Consider the following 18,044-nt stretch of genomic DNA (forward strand, 5'->3'; position numbering starts at 1 on the left):
ATGAAAATTACTGAATAGATTGTGAGGCTATTAAAATTAATGCAAGAAATGGGTAATAACTTACTGAACCGTGAAAATTAAAGTAAGGCATGAGAAAATAAATAACAAGTCAAATATTAAAATGTACTGACTTGTTTATTTTTGAATATGTTCAATGAGGCTATCACAAGGAAAACCCTGAGATAGCCTCATTATTTATGAGATAAATATGTTACAAGCAATTATTAATAAATTAGGTATATAAATTACTTAAGCTTCATAGCTAGAAGCCCAGCTCCGATGGCACCAGCAAATCTTGCATTATCCTTTGACTTAACTGGAGCACCTAATTTTTCAGATAGACTATCTATAATATATTTACAGTTACAAAGGCCACCTGTTAAAAAATAGTTTTGTGATACAGAGTGTTTTCCACAGATAGTAGAAACTTTACTAATAATAGAATCTACAATAGCAAAGGCGATGTCATCTTTTTTTCTTCCACTACCAATTAAACTTATAACCTCTGATTCAGCAAACACAGTACACATTGAACTAATAGTTGCATCTTTACCATTTGTAGCTAAATTGCATAATTCATTTATATCAACACCTAAGGTATTTGCCATTATTTCCATGAAGCGACCTGTACCAGCAGAGCATTTATCATTCATAGTAAAGTTAGTTATTTGTCCATTTTCTACGGTTATAACTTTAGTATCTTGCCCACCAATATCAATTACAGTGCAATTATTTTCATATATATAAGCAGCACCCTTACCATGGCAAGTAATCTCAGTAAGAGATTTATCTGCATAGGGTACAGATACTCTACCATATCCAGTTGCAATTACTCTTCTATTTTCTTTGCAGATACTTCTTTCTTCCAAGATTTTTTCAATGGATTTAGCAGTTTCTAAACTACTCCACCCAGTTGGAAGTGTAAAAGTATCTATAATATTATCATCATGAAAGATTGCAACCTTAGCTGCAGTTGAACCTATATCTATACCTATATAAAACATAGTTTTCCTCCTGTAAGTTATAGTGCTTAAAAATATTCAAATAATGATTACGGAATTTTAATGCCAGTTTAGAATATGGTTAATTTTAGACATCCCGATTATGTTAATGAATATAATTTAATAATTATAGTTTAGGAATCCCCCAAAAATAAATAAGTTAGCACCTTTAATTTGTTGTCCATTTTCAAGTGGCTTAAAGCATCTCTACAAAAGCAGCCATTCTTGTATTAAGTTGTCCAATATCAGCTGTTGAATAGTCAGTTTCTATACTAATATAAGGAATGCTTTTTTTAGTGTTTGTAAATCTTTTTATTTGAAGAGTCTCCACTGCATAGGTATGACATGCTTGAAGAACTACATCTACAACAGCATCAATCTTATATTCATCTATCATTTTATCAAGTAGAGTAAGACGATTAGGGTTTGGAGTCATACAAGAGCATCCGATGTTTAAATATTTACGAGCAATTGCATCGTATATATCAGGATTGTTTTCATCAACTAATTCATCTATAGCTTTTGCACCACTGCAGTTTTCAAAAGCAACTACGTTAGCACCATTATCCTCAATAGCTTTTATAACTTTTTCAGTTGCACCACCAATTGGGCATCCAGTTATAAGTATACGAGGTTTTTTATCGTATTTCTTCTCAATTTCATATTCACCCTTAATTTTTTCTATTAATGAGTAAATTTCATTTGGAATTTCAGTTTTATCAAATTTAAAAGTAGCTCCATAAAGTACTTTAAACATATCTTGTCCCAACATTGGAGGTGGATCTAATTTTCCAAGTTCATAGAAAGCTTTAAGGGCCTTTCTTTCTTCATTTTTAATCTTGATAGCTTCTTTAACTTTATCATCAGTTATAGTAGTTTCAAATTTTTCTTCAAGAACTCCCTTGAACTTTATAACTTCACTTTTCCAAAGTTTTAAGCCTTCTTCACTTTGTGAATTCGGAAGCTCCATAACGTGAACAGGTTTAAACTCACTTAAATATTCATACATTTTCTTTTTCCCATCACAGGTTGTCTCACCAACTACTAGATCAGAGAAATAGAAGAATGGGCATTTATCCGTTTTAGCAAAACCATAGCTTGATTTTATAAGAGGACATAAGTTACGTGGCAAGTCCTTCTCAGCTTCAGAAATAGTCTCATCAGAAGTTGAGCAAAGGGATACAACAGTAGCACCCATTGCAAGGGGAAGTTCTTGTGGCATATATGTACAAAATACTCCAATGACAGGTATGTTATTATCCTTTAATTCCTTTACCTTTATGAAGGAATTTCTTCGTGCCTCTGCAAATTCGTCAAATATTATAGGTAAATCTTTTTTTATATCCATATTAATTCTCCTATCAAATTATTTTATCAAGTCTTTCTATATAAGATTATACACAGAATTTAGAAAATATTATGAACTATAGTGATATTTTATATATGGTGTTATACCTATTGATAAATCTGATACATAGAACTTATATAAAAAATTAGAAATATAATTATATTTTTACTGTAAAGTAGTGATATATGATAATGGAAAATATATAATATTAGTATAAGTATGTAATTTAATGAAGATTAAAGGAGTTTTCAGTTAAATTATATTATTAGGAAATAGAACTTATATATAGTTAGATTAATAGAGATTAAATTGTTTTTAAATAGCTATAAGATTACTAGCAGTAGAAGTTGCAGAAAAATTACGAAAAATGATTTAAAAAAATAGGGGGAAAGTTTATGAAATACAATTTTGATGAAAAGGTGAATAGAATAAATAGTGATTCTTTAAAATGGGGACTAATAGAGAGAACCCATGGTGATAGTGAAATTTTACCTTTATGGGTTGCTGATATGGATTTTAAAGTGCCAGAGGAAATAGCAATGGCAATAACAAATAGATTACAGCATCCTGTTTTTGGATATTCACGTATACAACCTTCATATTACAAAGCCGCTATGGATTGGTTTGAAAAAAGGTTTGATTGGAATGTAGAGAAGAATTGGATAAAATTTGCAGAGGGAGTTGTACCAGGTTTAAATAGTCTAGTTGCAGCTTTTACACAACCTGGAGATGAAGTTATAATTCAAACTCCAGTGTATCATCCATTCTACAAAATAATTAAAAATAAAGGGTGTCAAGTTGTAGAAAACCCACTTATTTGTAATGATGGTAGATATGAAATGGATTTTGAAAACTTAGAAAAAGTAATAACTAAAAAATCTAAAATGATGATAATTTGTAGTCCTCATAATCCGGTAGGGAGAGTATGGACAAAAGAAGAGTTAATAAAAGTTGGGGAAATATGTATAAAAAATAATATATTAATAGTAGTAGATGAAATTCATGCTGACATAGTATTTAAACCAAATACACATACTGTTTTTGCTAAAATTAGTGAAGAGTTTGCACAGCATTCAATCATCTGTACCGCACCAAACAAAACCTTTAATATTGCAGGGTTTAAAACTGCCAATATAATTATAAAGAATGAGAAATTAAGAGATAAGTATGTTATTCAGATGGATAGGGATTGTGTAGAAGGACCAACAATTCTCGGTGCTATAGCACAAGAAGCAGCCTATTCAAAGGGAGAAGAATGGTATCAAGAGATGATGGAGTATGTGGAAAGTAATATTGATTATACTATAGAATTTATTGAAAAAAGAATTCCTAAAATAAAGATCCAAAGACCAGAAGGAACATATTTATTATGGCTTGACTGTACAGACTTAGGCATGTCAAAAGAAGAACTGAAAAATTTCTTTCTTAAAAAGTGCAAGGTATGGTTAAATGAAGGTAGCATGTTCGGACAGGCTGGTGACATGTTTCAAAGAATGAATATAGCAACAAGTAGAGAAGTATTGACAGATGCCCTTAAAAGAATTGAGAGAGAAGTAAATAATATCTAATTATCAAAGCCTTGGAGTTAAGTTAACACCAAGGTTTTTTATATAATTATAAATGCTTTAAAGCTATTATTTATTACAGTTCTCAAATTTCATGAAGGTGAATATAGTTGGTTGATAATTATATGCAAAATAAAAAAGTTATAAAAAAATTCACAAAATATATAAAAAGTATTCAAAAAATTACAAATATGGTATATAATCTATTTTAGTGAAATATTCTGAAAAATGATAGAAGGTATTAAAATTAATTCTATTGTTTGAAATTGTATGCCGGGGGATATTTCTAGAATAGAGCATTTATTATATTGGGAGGGATGAATATGAAAAACAAAAAACTTCTAAGCTTAGCGTTATCAGGTTCTATTATGTTGGGTGTAATTGGTTCAGCAGTATCTGTTTATTCAGATACAGATGGGGGATTTAATAATCCGCTATCAACTATTCAGAAAAGGGGGTATAGTAGTGAAAAATTCACAGCAAAACCATTAGTTATTTTAATCGATTTTCCAGATTATAAGTATACTGAGTTGGATGCTAGGGAAGATTGGAGGATTAATGCTTTTTCAGGGGCAGAGACTACTGCTGAGTTTTATGAGGAATTATTTTTTGGAGATGATACCTATAAAACGTCTGATGGAGGGGAGCACATAACAGTAAACAAGTTCTTTAAAGAGGAGTCTGGTGGAGCTTATGAGTTAGAAGGAAAAGTTATGGGATGGTACACAGCAGATAATAATGCAGCTGAATATGGATCTAATAAAGATGGCAGTGATCAACCACGAGCTAGAAATTTAGTGAAAGAAGCCATTGAGAAAGCATCAAAAGACTTAGAATTATCTGAGTTTGATATAGAAGATAAGTGGGATTTAGATGGTGATAAAAATTATAATGAACCTGATGGAATTATAGATAGTTTAGTAGTTCTTCATCCAGGATTAGGTGAAGAATGGGGTGGAGGATCACTTGGTGAGGATGCTATATGGCCTTTTAGATGGGGGTTTAATGTTTTTGGAGAAGATATGACTAAACTTTCAGTAGAACAAAGAGCAAAGCTGGTAGAAAAGAATCCAGAAGTAATAGATAAAAGTGGAAAAAAATTTAAAATGGAAGATTTCACAATATTTGAACAGGATTTGCCAGTAGATCTTTTCAACCATGAATTTGGACATGTTCTAGGACTTCCGGACTTATATGGTACTGATGGAACTTCAAAACCACCAGTAGAGAATTGGTCTATTATGGGTGGGAGTTATACTGGGAATCCTAGAGGGTCTCAACCAGTAAGTTATGGAGCTTGGGGTAAGGAGTTTTTACAACAAGATTCTAAAGAAAGGGGAAGAACAGCTAATTGGCAAAATTCCAAAATTCTTGATTTGCAAAATATTGATGAAAAAGGTATTGATATAGTTCTAGACCAAGCTACATTAAAAGGGCAAAATAATGATGCTATAAAAATAAAATTACCACAAGCAGAAGGAGCGAAAATAGTAACTCCATCAGAAGGCGAAATTTGCTATTTTAGTAGTAAAGGGGATTACTTAGAAAATTATATGACTTCAAAAGAATCGATAGAATTAGCAGGTACAATTTCACCAAAATTAACATTTAAAACATGGTATAGTATAGATCCAGGTTTTGATTTTGCATCTATTCAAGTAAAAGAAGTCGGGACAAGTGAGTGGAAAACAATACAAGATGAAACTGGATTAACTACAGATAAAGTAGATCCATGGATAGTTGAAAATGATCCGGATAGTATTAAGCAGAGAAACCCAGGTTGGGGTATAACTAGTACTTCAGGAGGCCAGTGGCTTAATGCTTCTTTTAATTTAAGTGAATTTATAGATAAAAAAATAGACATAAGATTTAGATTTAAGTCAGATTCAAATACTTCAGAAGAAGGAATATATTTTGATGAAATAAAAATATTAGATAGTGATAAAAAAATATTTGTAGACAATGCAGAAGGCACTACTAAATTTAATTTAGATGGATTTAAACAAAGCAATGGAATAGAAGTATATGACCATTATTATATGCTAGAATGGAGAAACAGTGGAGCTGGTACATTAGTTGACCAAGGGTTGAAAAATATTAATATTGGAAGGCCGGGTTTAGAATATGATCCGGGTTTAATAATATGGTATATAAATCAAAAGTATAATGGATTTAAACCAGATCAAAATACAAGTAATCATCCAGGGGAAGTTTGTGTAGGGATAGTAGATGCAGATCAAAATCCTATAAAATATGAGTATAAGAACGGCAAATCAGGTATAGATAAAATGAATTATCAAATGCATGATGCTGCATTTAGCTTGAGAACTGGAAGTAAACTTGAAATCAACGGTGGTTCAGGAGAAGATGCTTATACTGTAAAGGATAATAGTCAATTTATGAATCCAATATTTAGTGATGGTAATGACTATACAGGGAATTACTCAGGAGTTCCATCAGGATTAACATTAAAAAACTATGGATTGAAAGTGTTTGTAACAGATGAAAGTAGAGATAGAAGTACGGCGAAAGTCCATATAGCCAATGGAAATGATGGTTCTAAATACACAATACAACAAAATGATTTAATTAAAGCAATAAAATCAGAAAATGATAAGATATACATTATTCCAAATACACAATATGGAGATAATGCGTATGTAGAATATGTAGGGAAAGATAATGAAAAGCAACAAGTAGTTTTAAACTATGAAGATGGTAAATACGTAGGGGATGCAAAATTCTTAGTGGACAGTAATGACTGGCAAATCAGTCATGTAATTTTTAATGACAAATTTGGAAATTCTAAAGCTATTTATAACAAGGAAGTACAAAAAATATTTGGGGTAGATTTTAGTGCTATAGGGGATGGAACTGTAGAGCCAGACCCAGAAGAGCCTACAAATCCAGAGGAACCAACAAAACCAAATCCAGAAGAACCTAATATAGATGAAACAATAAATCCAGATAAAGAAGGTGGAAATAAAGATAAACTACCACAAGCAGGAGTAATGATTGGAAGTGGATTTATGATTTTAGGGGGAGTAACTTTATCGGGTGTGGGTGCTGTAGCACTAATAAAGAGAAGAAAAAACAAATAGAAATCAATATTAGTAATAAGGGGTTATCATTTTGAGATAACCTTTTATTATTGCACCTAATATGTTTGTAATTTAGTAGTTAAAGGTATAGGTGTAAATGGATACCTTAAATAGATATAGATAAACAAAAAACTTATGAATAGACGAGATGTCATATATATTTTAAATAAATATATATGTTTAATAAAGACAACAGCAATATAATATATATGAAATAAGGTTAACATTAGATTAACATGGATTATATTATAATTAATCGATTGAAGTAAAGAGGTGTAGTGTGAGGGTACTTATTATAGAAGATGATAAAGAATTAGCTAGCATAGTGAAACGCGGATTAGAGAAATTTGGATTTTGTTCTGATATAGCAAATACAGGAGCAGAAGGCGAAGAAAAAATATTTATTAATGAATATGATACTATTTTATTAGATTTAAATTTACCAGATAAGGATGGATTAGAAGTTTTAAGGGGGATAAGAGAGAAGCGTATAAGTATACCTGTGATAATTGTTACAGCTAGAGATGAAATAAAGCAAAGAGCTATGGGTTTAGATTTAGGTGCTGATGACTATGTTGTAAAACCCTTTGACTTAATGGAGTTAAGAGCAAGAATACATGCTGTTGTAAGAAGGTTTTATGGAAGAGTAAATTCAGAGATAAAGATAGGGGAGCTACTGATAAATCCGAGAACTAGAGTAGTTAATTATGGTTCAAAAGAAGTGAAGCTGTCAGCTAAAGAATTTGATATATTAGAGTATATTGCTAATAATCATCCAGAGGTTGTTTCTAGTGAGGATATTGCAGAACATGTTTATGATGAGTTTTTTGATCCCTTTTCTTCGGTACTTAGGGTACATATATCTAATTTAAAGAAGAAACTAAAGATTGTAGCTGAAAGAGATGTTTTAATAACATTGAAGGGGAAAGGATACAAAATATGGGAAAGAGACTAACGTATAAAGGGAAATTAAACATATTATTAGTAACATATTCATTTTTTATTACTATGATAGTGCTAATATTAGGATTTGCTTTAATTACTAAGCTAGATAAACCGATAACAAAGGTAGGTAATTATCTAATTTCATATAGTCAAGATGAAATTAGACTCGGATTAACTTATGGAGCTGTTTCAACGAAGGTATCTGAGTTACCGTCAAGGGTAATTACAAGTATGGATATGCAAAGAAATTACAAGGAAAAAATAATTACGAGTGGTATTGCAATAATGTTAGCGGTATTTGCAATTGTAATGGTTATATCTATATTAATATCTAAATTTATAAGTAGAAAAATAATATACCCTATAGAGAAAATAGCATCATCTCTGCCAAATATAATTAATGGAAATGCAGATGAAATAAATGAAAATATATTTGTAGGAGAACTTAGTGGAATAGGAAATTCACTAGCTAAGTCCTCAGAAAAAATAAGAATATTATTGAATGAAGCAAATAGTATTAACTCATATATAAGTCATGAGCAGAAGAATATATTAGCAATAATGAGGGCGAAAATACAACTTGGAGAACATGATGAATTAATAGGATTAGTTGATAAAATGAGTTCGAGTTTAGATGATATTTTAGCATTAAATGCAACAGAAGATGTGAAATATGAGGAAGAAGTGGATTTGGGAATTGTATGTGCTGAAGCAGTTGATGAGCATCGTAAAATTTATGAGAATATAGAACTTGAAATAGATGAAGATGAAATACCTATGATAAAAGGAAGAAAAATTTGGATATATAGATCAGTATGCAATCTTATAGAAAATGCAATAAAATATGGTGATAATAGTAAAATTATAGTTAAAGCATATAAGAAAAATGGCAGTGCTATAATTCGGGTTGAAGATAGTGGGAATGGGGTAGATAAAGAAATTATTGATAAAATATTTAACTATAAATATAGAGGTGAAAATTTAAAGAGAGATGGATATGGTATAGGTCTTAATCTTGTTTATCAAATAACTAGTCTTTGTGGTGGAATTACTTTTGTAGATAGTGAAAGTGGGAAAGGTGCAAAATTTTATATGGCATTTAAGGCATTAACAATAGATTAACATAGCTTTTGATACTATAGACACAGAAAGTGAAGTGGAGGAGATTTGCAATGTATATTTTAAAAAATGCCATGAAAAATATTTGGTTAAACAAAGGTAGGAATACTTTAATAGGAATAATAATACTAGGGATAATAGCTTCAACTGTAGTTGCTTTTAGCATTAATACAACAACAGATGAAATCATAAAAGATTATAAAAATAGGTTTGGAAGCGAAGTTTCCATAACACCAGATATGGAAAAAATAATGAGTCAAAATAAAGAAGAAGGGCAAGGTGGATTTGTGTCTATGGGTCCTGTAGAACAAATAAAGCCTAAGGAATATTTTGATTTTGCTGAATCTGAATATTTAAAAGAGAGCATATTTTCATCAGATATTGGAGCAATTTCAGACACATTAAAAGCACTTGATGAAGATGTTGATAATGGAAATAATGGGATGATGATAAGTAGTCAAATGATTGGCGAAAATGGAAAACCAATAGAGATGATTCCACCAACAATAAAGGTTATCGGCAATTCAAGTTTAGAGTCACTAGAAGAATTTAAAAATGGTAAGAGAAAAATAAGTGATGGTGAAATATATAAAGAAAAAGATGAATGCATTGTAAGTAAAGAATTTTCGGAACTAAACAATATTAAAGTTGGAGATTTTATAGAAGTTAACAGAGTTATGGAAACAAAGGATGATTCATATAAATTAAAGGTAACAGGTATATATTTGGATTCTACAGAGGAATATGGTGGAATGCCGTTTAAACAAGCATTCATGAACAGAAGAAATGAAATATTAACTAGCTTTGAAACCATAGATGGAATAGTAGGGAATGGAGAAGTTTATGTTCAAGCTAAGTATTATTTAAAGGATCCTGATATGATTAAGGATTTTGAAAAAGAAATAAGATCTAAGGGATTGCCAGATATATATACTGTGACTACTGATGAATTTAGCTATAACAGAATAGTAGCACCAGTAGAAGGATTAGGATCTACTACACTAATGTTTGTACTCGTGGTATTAGGACTAGGTTCAGTAATATTGATATTGCTAAATACATTATCAATAAGAGAAAGAAAATATGAAATTGGAGTATTACGTGCTATAGGAATGAAAAAAAGTAAAGTAGCAAGAGGGTTAATAGCAGAGTCATTAATAATAACCACAATGTGTTTAGTGATTGGAATAGGTGTTGGTAGTGCAGTATCACAACCTGTATCAAATTCATTATTACAAAAACAAATAGAAGCACAAAAAACAACTCAAGGTATGGCAGGTCAGGGGATGACAGTTAGTGTAGGGTCTATATCTAGCCAGGTAGAGGAAGATACAATATCTGAAATCGATGTAACATTAAATCAAAAAGCGTTATTACAAGTAACTGGAGTTGCACTATTAATGGTTTTAATAAGTAGTGTTGTTGGAGTAAGTTACATTACAAAATATGAACCAAGAAGAATACTTACAGAGAGGGGGTAGGGTATTATGGCAGTACTAAGTGTAAAAAATGTATCCTATTCATATGAAGGCACCAAAAAGTTGATTTTAAAGGATATAAGTGTAGATTTTGAAAAAGGGAGAATTTATTCAGTAGTAGGGAAATCAGGTGCAGGGAAAACTACATTACTATCACTAATCTCTGGACTAGATAACTATAAAAGTGGAGATATACTATATAATGATAAGTCATTAAATAGTATAGACAAGGATAATTATAGAGCAAAGGATATTGGAGTTATATTTCAAGGGTATAATCTTTTGACTAATACAACAGCCATTGAAAATATATTATTATCAATGGATATTAGTGAGGTAAAAGTCTCTGATAGAAAAACTTACGCATTAGAGTTATTAAGCAGAGTTGGAATAAATCATGAAACTGCATTAAGAAAGGTTCTAAAATTATCAGGGGGAGAACAGCAAAGAGTTGCAATTGCTAGAGCTCTATCCCATAATCCAGATATAATTATAGCTGATGAACCGACGGGTAATTTAGATAATGAAACTGAAGATGAAATACTTAAAATATTAGAGGAGCTGGCCCATAAAGAGGGGAAATGCATAATTATTGTAACTCATTCTAAAAGGGTTGCTAGCTTTGCTGATGAGACATGGGGACTTTCTAAGGGACAACTAATATTTATTAAGTAATATAGCTACATTACAAAAATGAAATGTAAATGTAATAAACTTAAATATGTAAATATAACTATCTGCCTTATAATAAGGTCATGGGGTTGGAACAACGGACAATGAGATAAGTAAAAACAAAAATGTTCTAAACTTAAATATGATAAACAAAGGTAGGTAGAAATTATGAAAAAAGTATTTGAGGTAATTAAAGTTATAGTTTTAGTAGTATTCGCTGGCTACGATGAAGAGCAGTTTAAATTAGCGTAAGGTTAGTATAGATAGATAAGAAAATTCAAATCAATCATAATTATAAATTTAAAAAGCTGATTCTATATTTATAGAATCAGCTTTTAGTTGTATAGTAAGATTTTCACAAATGCCATTAGCATAGGTTTTACTCTAATTTAATACAGTTGGCTTGTATTTAAGGATCTTGTAATGTTGTTGGAATTAATTTAGTTGTATTCGAATTATTTAGAGAAGTTGCTGTTACTAAAGTAGTTCCGTAGAAAGGTTCTTGAGTACCTAGAGGAATTGTATATTTTAATGTTATATATTTACTGTTTCCTGGATTGATATTAGTTAGTAAAGGTGATGTTACAGTTGTAAAGGAGTTAGGGGCAACGGTTTCTATGAAGGTCGTTCCTATATAAACATCATACTCATAAGCTATTGGGGTTAGTGTTATAGTATAACTATCTATACCTTGACCCGTATTAGTTAAGATATATTCGATTTGAGTTGGTTCCCCAATTCTAGATAAATTAATGGCAGCATTACTGCCGACCAAGGCATAAAAACTTAGTGGTAAAAAGCTCAGAAGACTGTTTATATATAGTTGATTATTAAAAATCAAATCAGAAGTGTATATTTTTGTAGTGGAAATGGAATTAAAATATTCATTTACATTGCCACTTATAATTAAGGTGTTACTTGCGTATACACCTAATAAAAGGTTGGACTTAAAAATTAAATATTGACTGTCTGAGGAATTAATGGTGCTTACAGTCATGGTTAATGTTTTAGTTTGACTATTGTAGGATGAATTAACTCCACTTGAAGAAATTACTACCGAATTAAAATTTAAATAGTTAGGAAGGGTAATAGTTGAATCAATATTTTTAGCTGTAACACTACTTATATTAGATGCCATAACCTTCGTATATAGTGTATTAGTGTTATTTATAATATAAGAGGATACAAAGCCATTCATAACATTTGAAGATCCGATATTTATATCTACATGAGGGTGATTTATTACTAAGGTATTATTTACTCCTATATTATTAGAATCATTTAACATAGTTACATAGCCTAGATTTCCATAATAAGTTTCTAAAGTGTAAAGTGGGTTTTGTGTTGAAATAATTGAGTTAGAAATTAAACATTGAATCCTATAGCTGTAGGTTATTGAAGATGTGGTAGTATCTATATTATTTATCGTTGGGAAAATAACTCTACTATTTGATAGAGTAGCAGTTATCGGAGTGTCATTTAACCAAGCATTATCAGAATAGGACTGAGCAGATGGTATTAGTATTAAACCGTATAAAGATGACAATTTTTGCCCAATAGGAATTGTAATATTTAAGGTATAGTAAACAGTATCACCTACAATTTTTGTAGGTGTATCGCTACTTAAGGTTAGCAAAATAGGTTTTGAACTTAAGATTACTTGAGCTGTTAGGCCACTTAAATTATATTGAAGGTTTGTTCTAGTTTCATCGTAAACCTGAGTGTATGGGACAGTTGAAGAACTTATAAAAATAAAATTTTCATTTGGTCCTAAGGTGTCATTTATAGATATATTATAGGTTAGAGTAAATATGCTTCCAGGAGCTAAATTAGGAATATTGATTATTATTGAATTTCCAAGGATACTTGATGGAATTGTAATACCATCTAACTTAGCTACAATAGATTGTGAATCTAAGGTAACACCACTTGGAAGAGATTCAGTAAAAGTTATATTAAATCCATCGGTTACATTTGTTTTTGAGTTATCGTTAGTTAAAGTGGCTGAAAGCGTGTAAATATTACCTATCCTAACATTATTGGGATCATTAGGTGATACAGTTTTATTTAGTATTAAATTTGGAGTTCCTAAGGTGAATTCAACCTGACTTCTACTGGAATAAGCGATACCATTTGAATTTACTACTTGCATTTTAAATAAATTATAAGGAAAGGCAATACCGTTGTTAGTATAGTCAATTTGGGTGTTGTAATTAATATCAAAGGATTGATTTCCAGGGATTTCATTAACAAACCACAGAACCCCATTTGGATCAACGGGAACAACGCCTGTACCAGGGTAATCGGTAGAGGAATATTCATAGTTTATTCCATTTATATTAGTAGTCATATAAGGATAAAAGTCGAAAAGTTTAACTTGATTTGCAGGAGCACTTACATTAGTACTGTTGTAAGTGGATTTGTAACTTATATGGTCTCCTGGAGCTAAAACATTATAGGATTTAGGTGTATTATCTGCGTAGTAATATCCAGTAATAACTTTGGATACAGAAGGGATTCCTATACTTAGAATAGCTGAATCAGAAGAACTTATGACTTTATTATTTGCGGCACTTATTGCATTACAAATTGATGAAATATTTAAGGTGTCCCCAGCTAAAATATTTAATCCACTACTAAGATATTGACTAGCTATAGTACCGCCTATAGTTATAACAGCAGTAGATCCAGCAGCAACACTTCCTACGTTCCAAGTAACTTGAGTAATTCCACCCGAAGAAATATTTTTTGAGGCATACATAGGAGTGCTACTGTTAGCTAATATTTGTCCATCTGAAGTAGTTAGATATCCACTTAGACTTAATAAATCATGATATAAATTGCCATAAAAATATATAGAGTAAATTAATGACTCATTTATATCAACAACATATTTTGACAATACTATTTGTAATATTATCTCATATGCAATAAAGGTGTAGTTAGAAGATAGAGTTATACCTTCAATAATCCAAAGTAATTGGTTTGAAATAGAAGAGCCATTTTCTATATAGGCTCCTGTAGCAGAACCGTTTATATAATATCTTTCATTAAATTTAACATCATACTGAATAGTTACAATGGTGTTTGCTGGAATCCATATACTACTCCATAACAATTGATAACTATTATTTGATCCACTAGGCATTATAACTTGGACATTACTAAGGGCTGATGAAGAGTAGCCAGTTATAATTAGATTTCCTAAATAGATTAAACCATTACCCAATATATCTTTAATACTATCGAAGGTTATACCGGTAGTAGTAGAAGTTTGGATTATTATCTTACTAGAGTAAGATTTGCCGAGTAGTAGAGCTGGGGGATTTACTTTATAAATGATATATTTACTTGCACTAAAAGAAAATGAGGATAGCGCTTGTATTATCTCATTATTATTATCATAATTTCCTCTTGGCATAGTATCTGCTGAAGCTTGAAAACTACAAGGTATTAATGTTCCAAAGGGAATCGGATTACCGTTACTTGTTGTGGTGTTTAGTTTTATATCTATAGTAACTTTATAATCTATCTCATTTGGAGCAAGATCTTTTATATTAGTAAATGAATAAATATTTCCATTAACTGAAGTATAAGGGATTGAAGAATTTATTAAAATAACTCCATCACCAAGGGTTAAAGTAAAGGATAAATTATATAGTGTATCGACTAAATCTTTATTTTCTATATTAAATATTAAAGAGGCTGTGCCTCCGGTTACAATATTAATTAGTTGACCTGCATTTAGATTGATTACAAAATTAGAAGGATTATACATTTTACACCTCCATAAAGTGAGTTTCTAATATATTATATTCAGAAAAACCTATATTGGGATAGGCCTTTAGTATTATTTATATAAGGGTAGAAGAAAGAAATTAAAGTTGTGAAATATGAATAACACTTTAATACTATTATTCATATGATGTAGATATAAACTATATAAAGGTGGTTAAAATTATGTCAACCATACAACAGGATATTTATATATTGGGTCAATCTCAAACAAAACAAATTCAAACAGTAGGCGAGGAAATTAGGTTAGATTTGCAGTTAACTCCTCAACCGCTAAATAATACAGGGAAAGTTACAGGTACAGTAATAGACACATTAGGAAATCCAATTCCTAATGCTTTAATCAAAATCATGGATTCAAATTATAATCCAATTCTTCACGCTATAACCGCAGCAGATGGAACCTATACCCTAGATAATCTTCCAGCTGGCACAGGTTATAATATTTTTGCGACTGCGGCAGGAATGGCATTACAACAAGGTGTTAGTTTTACTATTACAGCAGGGCAAGTGATAACTAAGAACTTTACACTTACAAGTGATCCATCTACTCAACTTGGAATAATTGCTGGTGATTTAACAGATTTATCAAATTCTGCACCAATTAATGGAGCTGTAGTATCATTATACCTAGTTAATAGTGATACCACTGAAGTTCTTCAAGCAATAACTTATACAAACCAATATGGTCAGTTCGTATTTAGAGGACTAGCAATAGGGAATTATTCAATAAGGGTATCTGCGCTAGGATATATAGGGACATCTAGTACAGTTAGTATAACTACTTCAGGCCAAATAGTTCCTGCATTAATCGCACTTAATCAAAATCCAAATGCTTCAAGAGGTACTGTTTCTGGTATAATTACTGATAATAATAATCAAGTTATTGTAGCAGCAGATGTTGTATTATACAAAGTTAACCTAGATACTTCACTTACTGCAATTGCATTTACTCAAACTAATTCATCTGGTGTTTATCTATTTATAAATGTTCCACAAGGAAGTTATAAAGTTAAATCTAATCAAACTGAAGATGTGGTTATACCATAAAACTGTAGAAGAGCTGATTAGTAATCAGCTTTTCTTTTAATAAATACAATTAATTGTAGAAGGTATGAAATATGAATAATGCAATATTTCTTTTTCTAGTTATCTTCATATTATTTAATGAAGATAATATGAAAGTAAATATAAAATTTAATGTAAGCGATGAACACAATAAAGCTATTAATGGGGCAATTATAATAATTAAGCCGTGTAATATAAAGTGCTTAATAAAGAAGCTAACTTATTGTGATGGGGGAGCTATATTTAAAAATATTTCAACAGGCAGCTATAAGGTTATAGTATATAAGGAAGGATATAAAATAGAAAAATTTGTAATCAACCTATGTAAAAATAGTAGTTGCAAAATATGTTTATATCCTTGTAAACATAGTAAGGTATATGGATATATTACTAATCAATGTAATGAACCAGTTGATAAAGCTGTGGTAGTTTTATATAGGGTCATTGGTGAAAAGAGATATTTTCCGATACAGTTTACATATACAGATTATAGAGGAAGATATAACTTTTGTGATGTGCCTAAAGACTGCTATATAATTAAATCCATAAAATAATAATCTATGTTTAAAACACCTAAGAATTTCAGTGTTCTTAGGTGTTTCTATGTTTATTATGTAAACTAAATATTATATTAAAGGGTGTTATCTTAAGCTCGTGCATATAAAAATATATTAAGTATGTATATGTTTATAATTTATATAGAGAGAAAATGTTTGTGGATAAATTTGAATAAATGGTACAATAAGTATGAAGAGTTGGGAATTAGATAAAGTTTATGAAAGTAGAGGGGAAGTAATGAAAAATATTTTAATACTTGGTGGAAGTTATTTTATAGGAAAAGCAATTGTTGAAGATTTATTAAATGTGGATAGTAATTATAAGATTTATACCTTAAATAGAGGGAGTAGAAAGGTAGAAGATACAAGAATTACAAATATAGTTTGTGATAGAAATAATTTAGAAAATATGAAGGAAGCACTTAGAGAGTATAATTTTCATTATGTTATAGATGTATCCGCGTTAGATAAAATTCAGTTAGAAATACTTCATGAAGCTATTAATTATAAGGAGTTAGAGAAATTTATATTTATAAGCTCAAGTGCTATATATGATATTGGAATCTGTAAAATCCCTATTAATGAAGACGATAAAATGGGTGAAAATAGGTATTGGGGATCTTATGGAACAAATAAAATTCAGGCTGAGGAATTCTTAATTGACAAGTTTAAAAACACTAATACAGAGTTAGTAATACTTCGACCTCCATATGTTTATGGTGAAAATAATTATGCAGCGAGAGAAGGGTTTATCTTTCATCATATTATCAATGAAAGAGCTATATTGATTCCAAATGAAGGTGAAACTAAAATTCAATTTATTTATTCTAAAGATTTGGCTAAAATAGTATCAGTATTTTTAAAGAAACAAAGTGGAAATATATCAGTTTATAACGTGGGCAATAGTGCAACTGTAACATTTAATGAATGGATAGAGCTTTGTGAAAGAGCCGCAAATAAGAGTGCCATTAAGAAGCATTTTTACTATGAGAATAAAGGGTATGGGGAAAGAGACTTCTTCCCATTCTTTAATTATGATAATGTGTTAGATGTAAGTGATATACATGAAATCTTTTTAGAGGAAACATCTATGGTTGAGGGGCTAAAGTATTGCTATAAATGGTATTTAGATAATAGGAATATGGTTAATATCAAGGAAAATGTAACAGAAAATGAAGAGGAGATTTATAAGTTATTAGAAAGCTGATTATAATTTTTGGATATTAAATTATAATGGATGGTATATGGAAATTAAGATTGGTTGAAAGAAAATAGTAATTATCACTAAGCTAGGGTAATAGTTGTGAAAATATAAAAAGGTATGAAATCGAGATATAATCTTTAAAATGGTACCTATAGACCGGACACATATAAAAAAAGTGTCTAGTTTATAGG

12 protein-coding genes are annotated in these 18,044 nt (G+C 30.3%); 9 read left to right on the forward strand and 3 right to left on the reverse strand.

The window, feature by feature from the left end; all coding sequences use genetic code 11:
- Positions 1-245 precede the first annotated feature (245 nt).
- Positions 246-1,004 (reverse strand): acyl-CoA dehydratase activase, encoded by a 759-nt coding sequence (locus RSA29_RS12475; RefSeq protein WP_346941974.1) that lies wholly within the window; start codon positions 1,002-1,004, stop codon positions 246-248.
- A gap of 193 nt (positions 1,005-1,197) precedes the next feature.
- On the reverse strand, positions 1,198-2,349 hold the full coding sequence (locus RSA29_RS12480) for a double-cubane-cluster-containing anaerobic reductase (protein WP_346941973.1): 1,152 nt from the start codon (positions 2,347-2,349) through the stop codon (positions 1,198-1,200).
- Positions 2,350-2,744: 395 nt separating this feature from the next.
- Here RSA29_RS12480 and RSA29_RS12485 point away from each other — a divergent pair, with 395 nt between their 5' ends.
- From RSA29_RS12485 to RSA29_RS12510, 6 genes are all read left to right on the forward strand, one after another.
- Positions 2,745-3,917 carry a MalY/PatB family protein gene (locus RSA29_RS12485; protein ID WP_346941972.1) on the forward strand — a complete coding sequence of 391 codons (1,173 nt, stop codon included), beginning with the start codon at positions 2,745-2,747 and terminating at the stop codon, positions 3,915-3,917.
- Positions 3,918-4,237: 320 nt separating this feature from the next.
- A complete protein-coding gene (locus RSA29_RS12490; protein WP_346941971.1) occupies positions 4,238-7,015 on the forward strand; it encodes an immune inhibitor A domain-containing protein in 2,778 nt (925 codons plus the stop codon).
- A gap of 280 nt (positions 7,016-7,295) precedes the next feature.
- Positions 7,296-7,970, forward strand: coding sequence for a response regulator transcription factor (locus tag RSA29_RS12495; protein ID WP_346941970.1), 675 nt, complete (start codon positions 7,296-7,298; stop codon positions 7,968-7,970).
- Entirely contained in the window at positions 7,955-9,082 is a 1,128-nt protein-coding gene (locus RSA29_RS12500) for a HAMP domain-containing sensor histidine kinase (RefSeq protein ID WP_346941969.1), read from the forward strand. The genes RSA29_RS12495 and RSA29_RS12500 overlap by 16 nt, the downstream gene beginning before the upstream one ends.
- 50 nt (positions 9,083-9,132) lie before the next feature.
- Positions 9,133-10,560, forward strand: coding sequence for an ABC transporter permease (locus RSA29_RS12505; protein WP_346941968.1), 1,428 nt, complete (start codon positions 9,133-9,135; stop codon positions 10,558-10,560).
- 6 nt (positions 10,561-10,566) lie between these two features.
- Positions 10,567-11,232 (forward strand): ABC transporter ATP-binding protein, encoded by a 666-nt coding sequence (locus tag RSA29_RS12510; RefSeq protein WP_346941967.1) that lies wholly within the window; start codon positions 10,567-10,569, stop codon positions 11,230-11,232.
- Positions 11,233-11,638: 406 nt separating this feature from the next.
- On the opposite strand, the gene RSA29_RS12515 is transcribed toward RSA29_RS12510, so the two are convergent.
- Positions 11,639-15,007: a hypothetical protein gene (locus RSA29_RS12515; RefSeq protein WP_346941966.1), complete on the reverse strand. Its 3,369-nt coding sequence runs from the start codon at positions 15,005-15,007 to the stop codon at positions 11,639-11,641.
- A 182-nt stretch (positions 15,008-15,189) separates the two neighbouring features.
- Here RSA29_RS12515 and RSA29_RS12520 point away from each other — a divergent pair, with 182 nt between their 5' ends.
- The 3 genes from RSA29_RS12520 to RSA29_RS12530 all read left to right on the forward strand — a co-directional run bounded on the left by RSA29_RS12520 (position 15,190) and on the right by RSA29_RS12530 (position 17,856).
- Complete coding sequence (locus RSA29_RS12520) at positions 15,190-16,074, forward strand: carboxypeptidase-like regulatory domain-containing protein (protein ID WP_346941965.1); 885 nt, start codon at positions 15,190-15,192, stop codon at positions 16,072-16,074.
- 71 nt (positions 16,075-16,145) lie between these two features.
- A complete protein-coding gene (locus RSA29_RS12525; protein ID WP_346941964.1) occupies positions 16,146-16,646 on the forward strand; it encodes a hypothetical protein in 501 nt (166 codons plus the stop codon).
- Between the two features lie 193 nt (positions 16,647-16,839).
- Positions 16,840-17,856: an NAD-dependent epimerase/dehydratase family protein gene (locus RSA29_RS12530; RefSeq protein WP_346941963.1), complete on the forward strand. Its 1,017-nt coding sequence runs from the start codon at positions 16,840-16,842 to the stop codon at positions 17,854-17,856.
- The last annotated feature ends 188 nt before the right edge of the window (positions 17,857-18,044 follow it).

The organism is Clostridium sp. (assembly GCF_036660475.1).
GTDB lineage: Bacteria > Bacillota > Clostridia > Clostridiales > Clostridiaceae > Clostridium_J.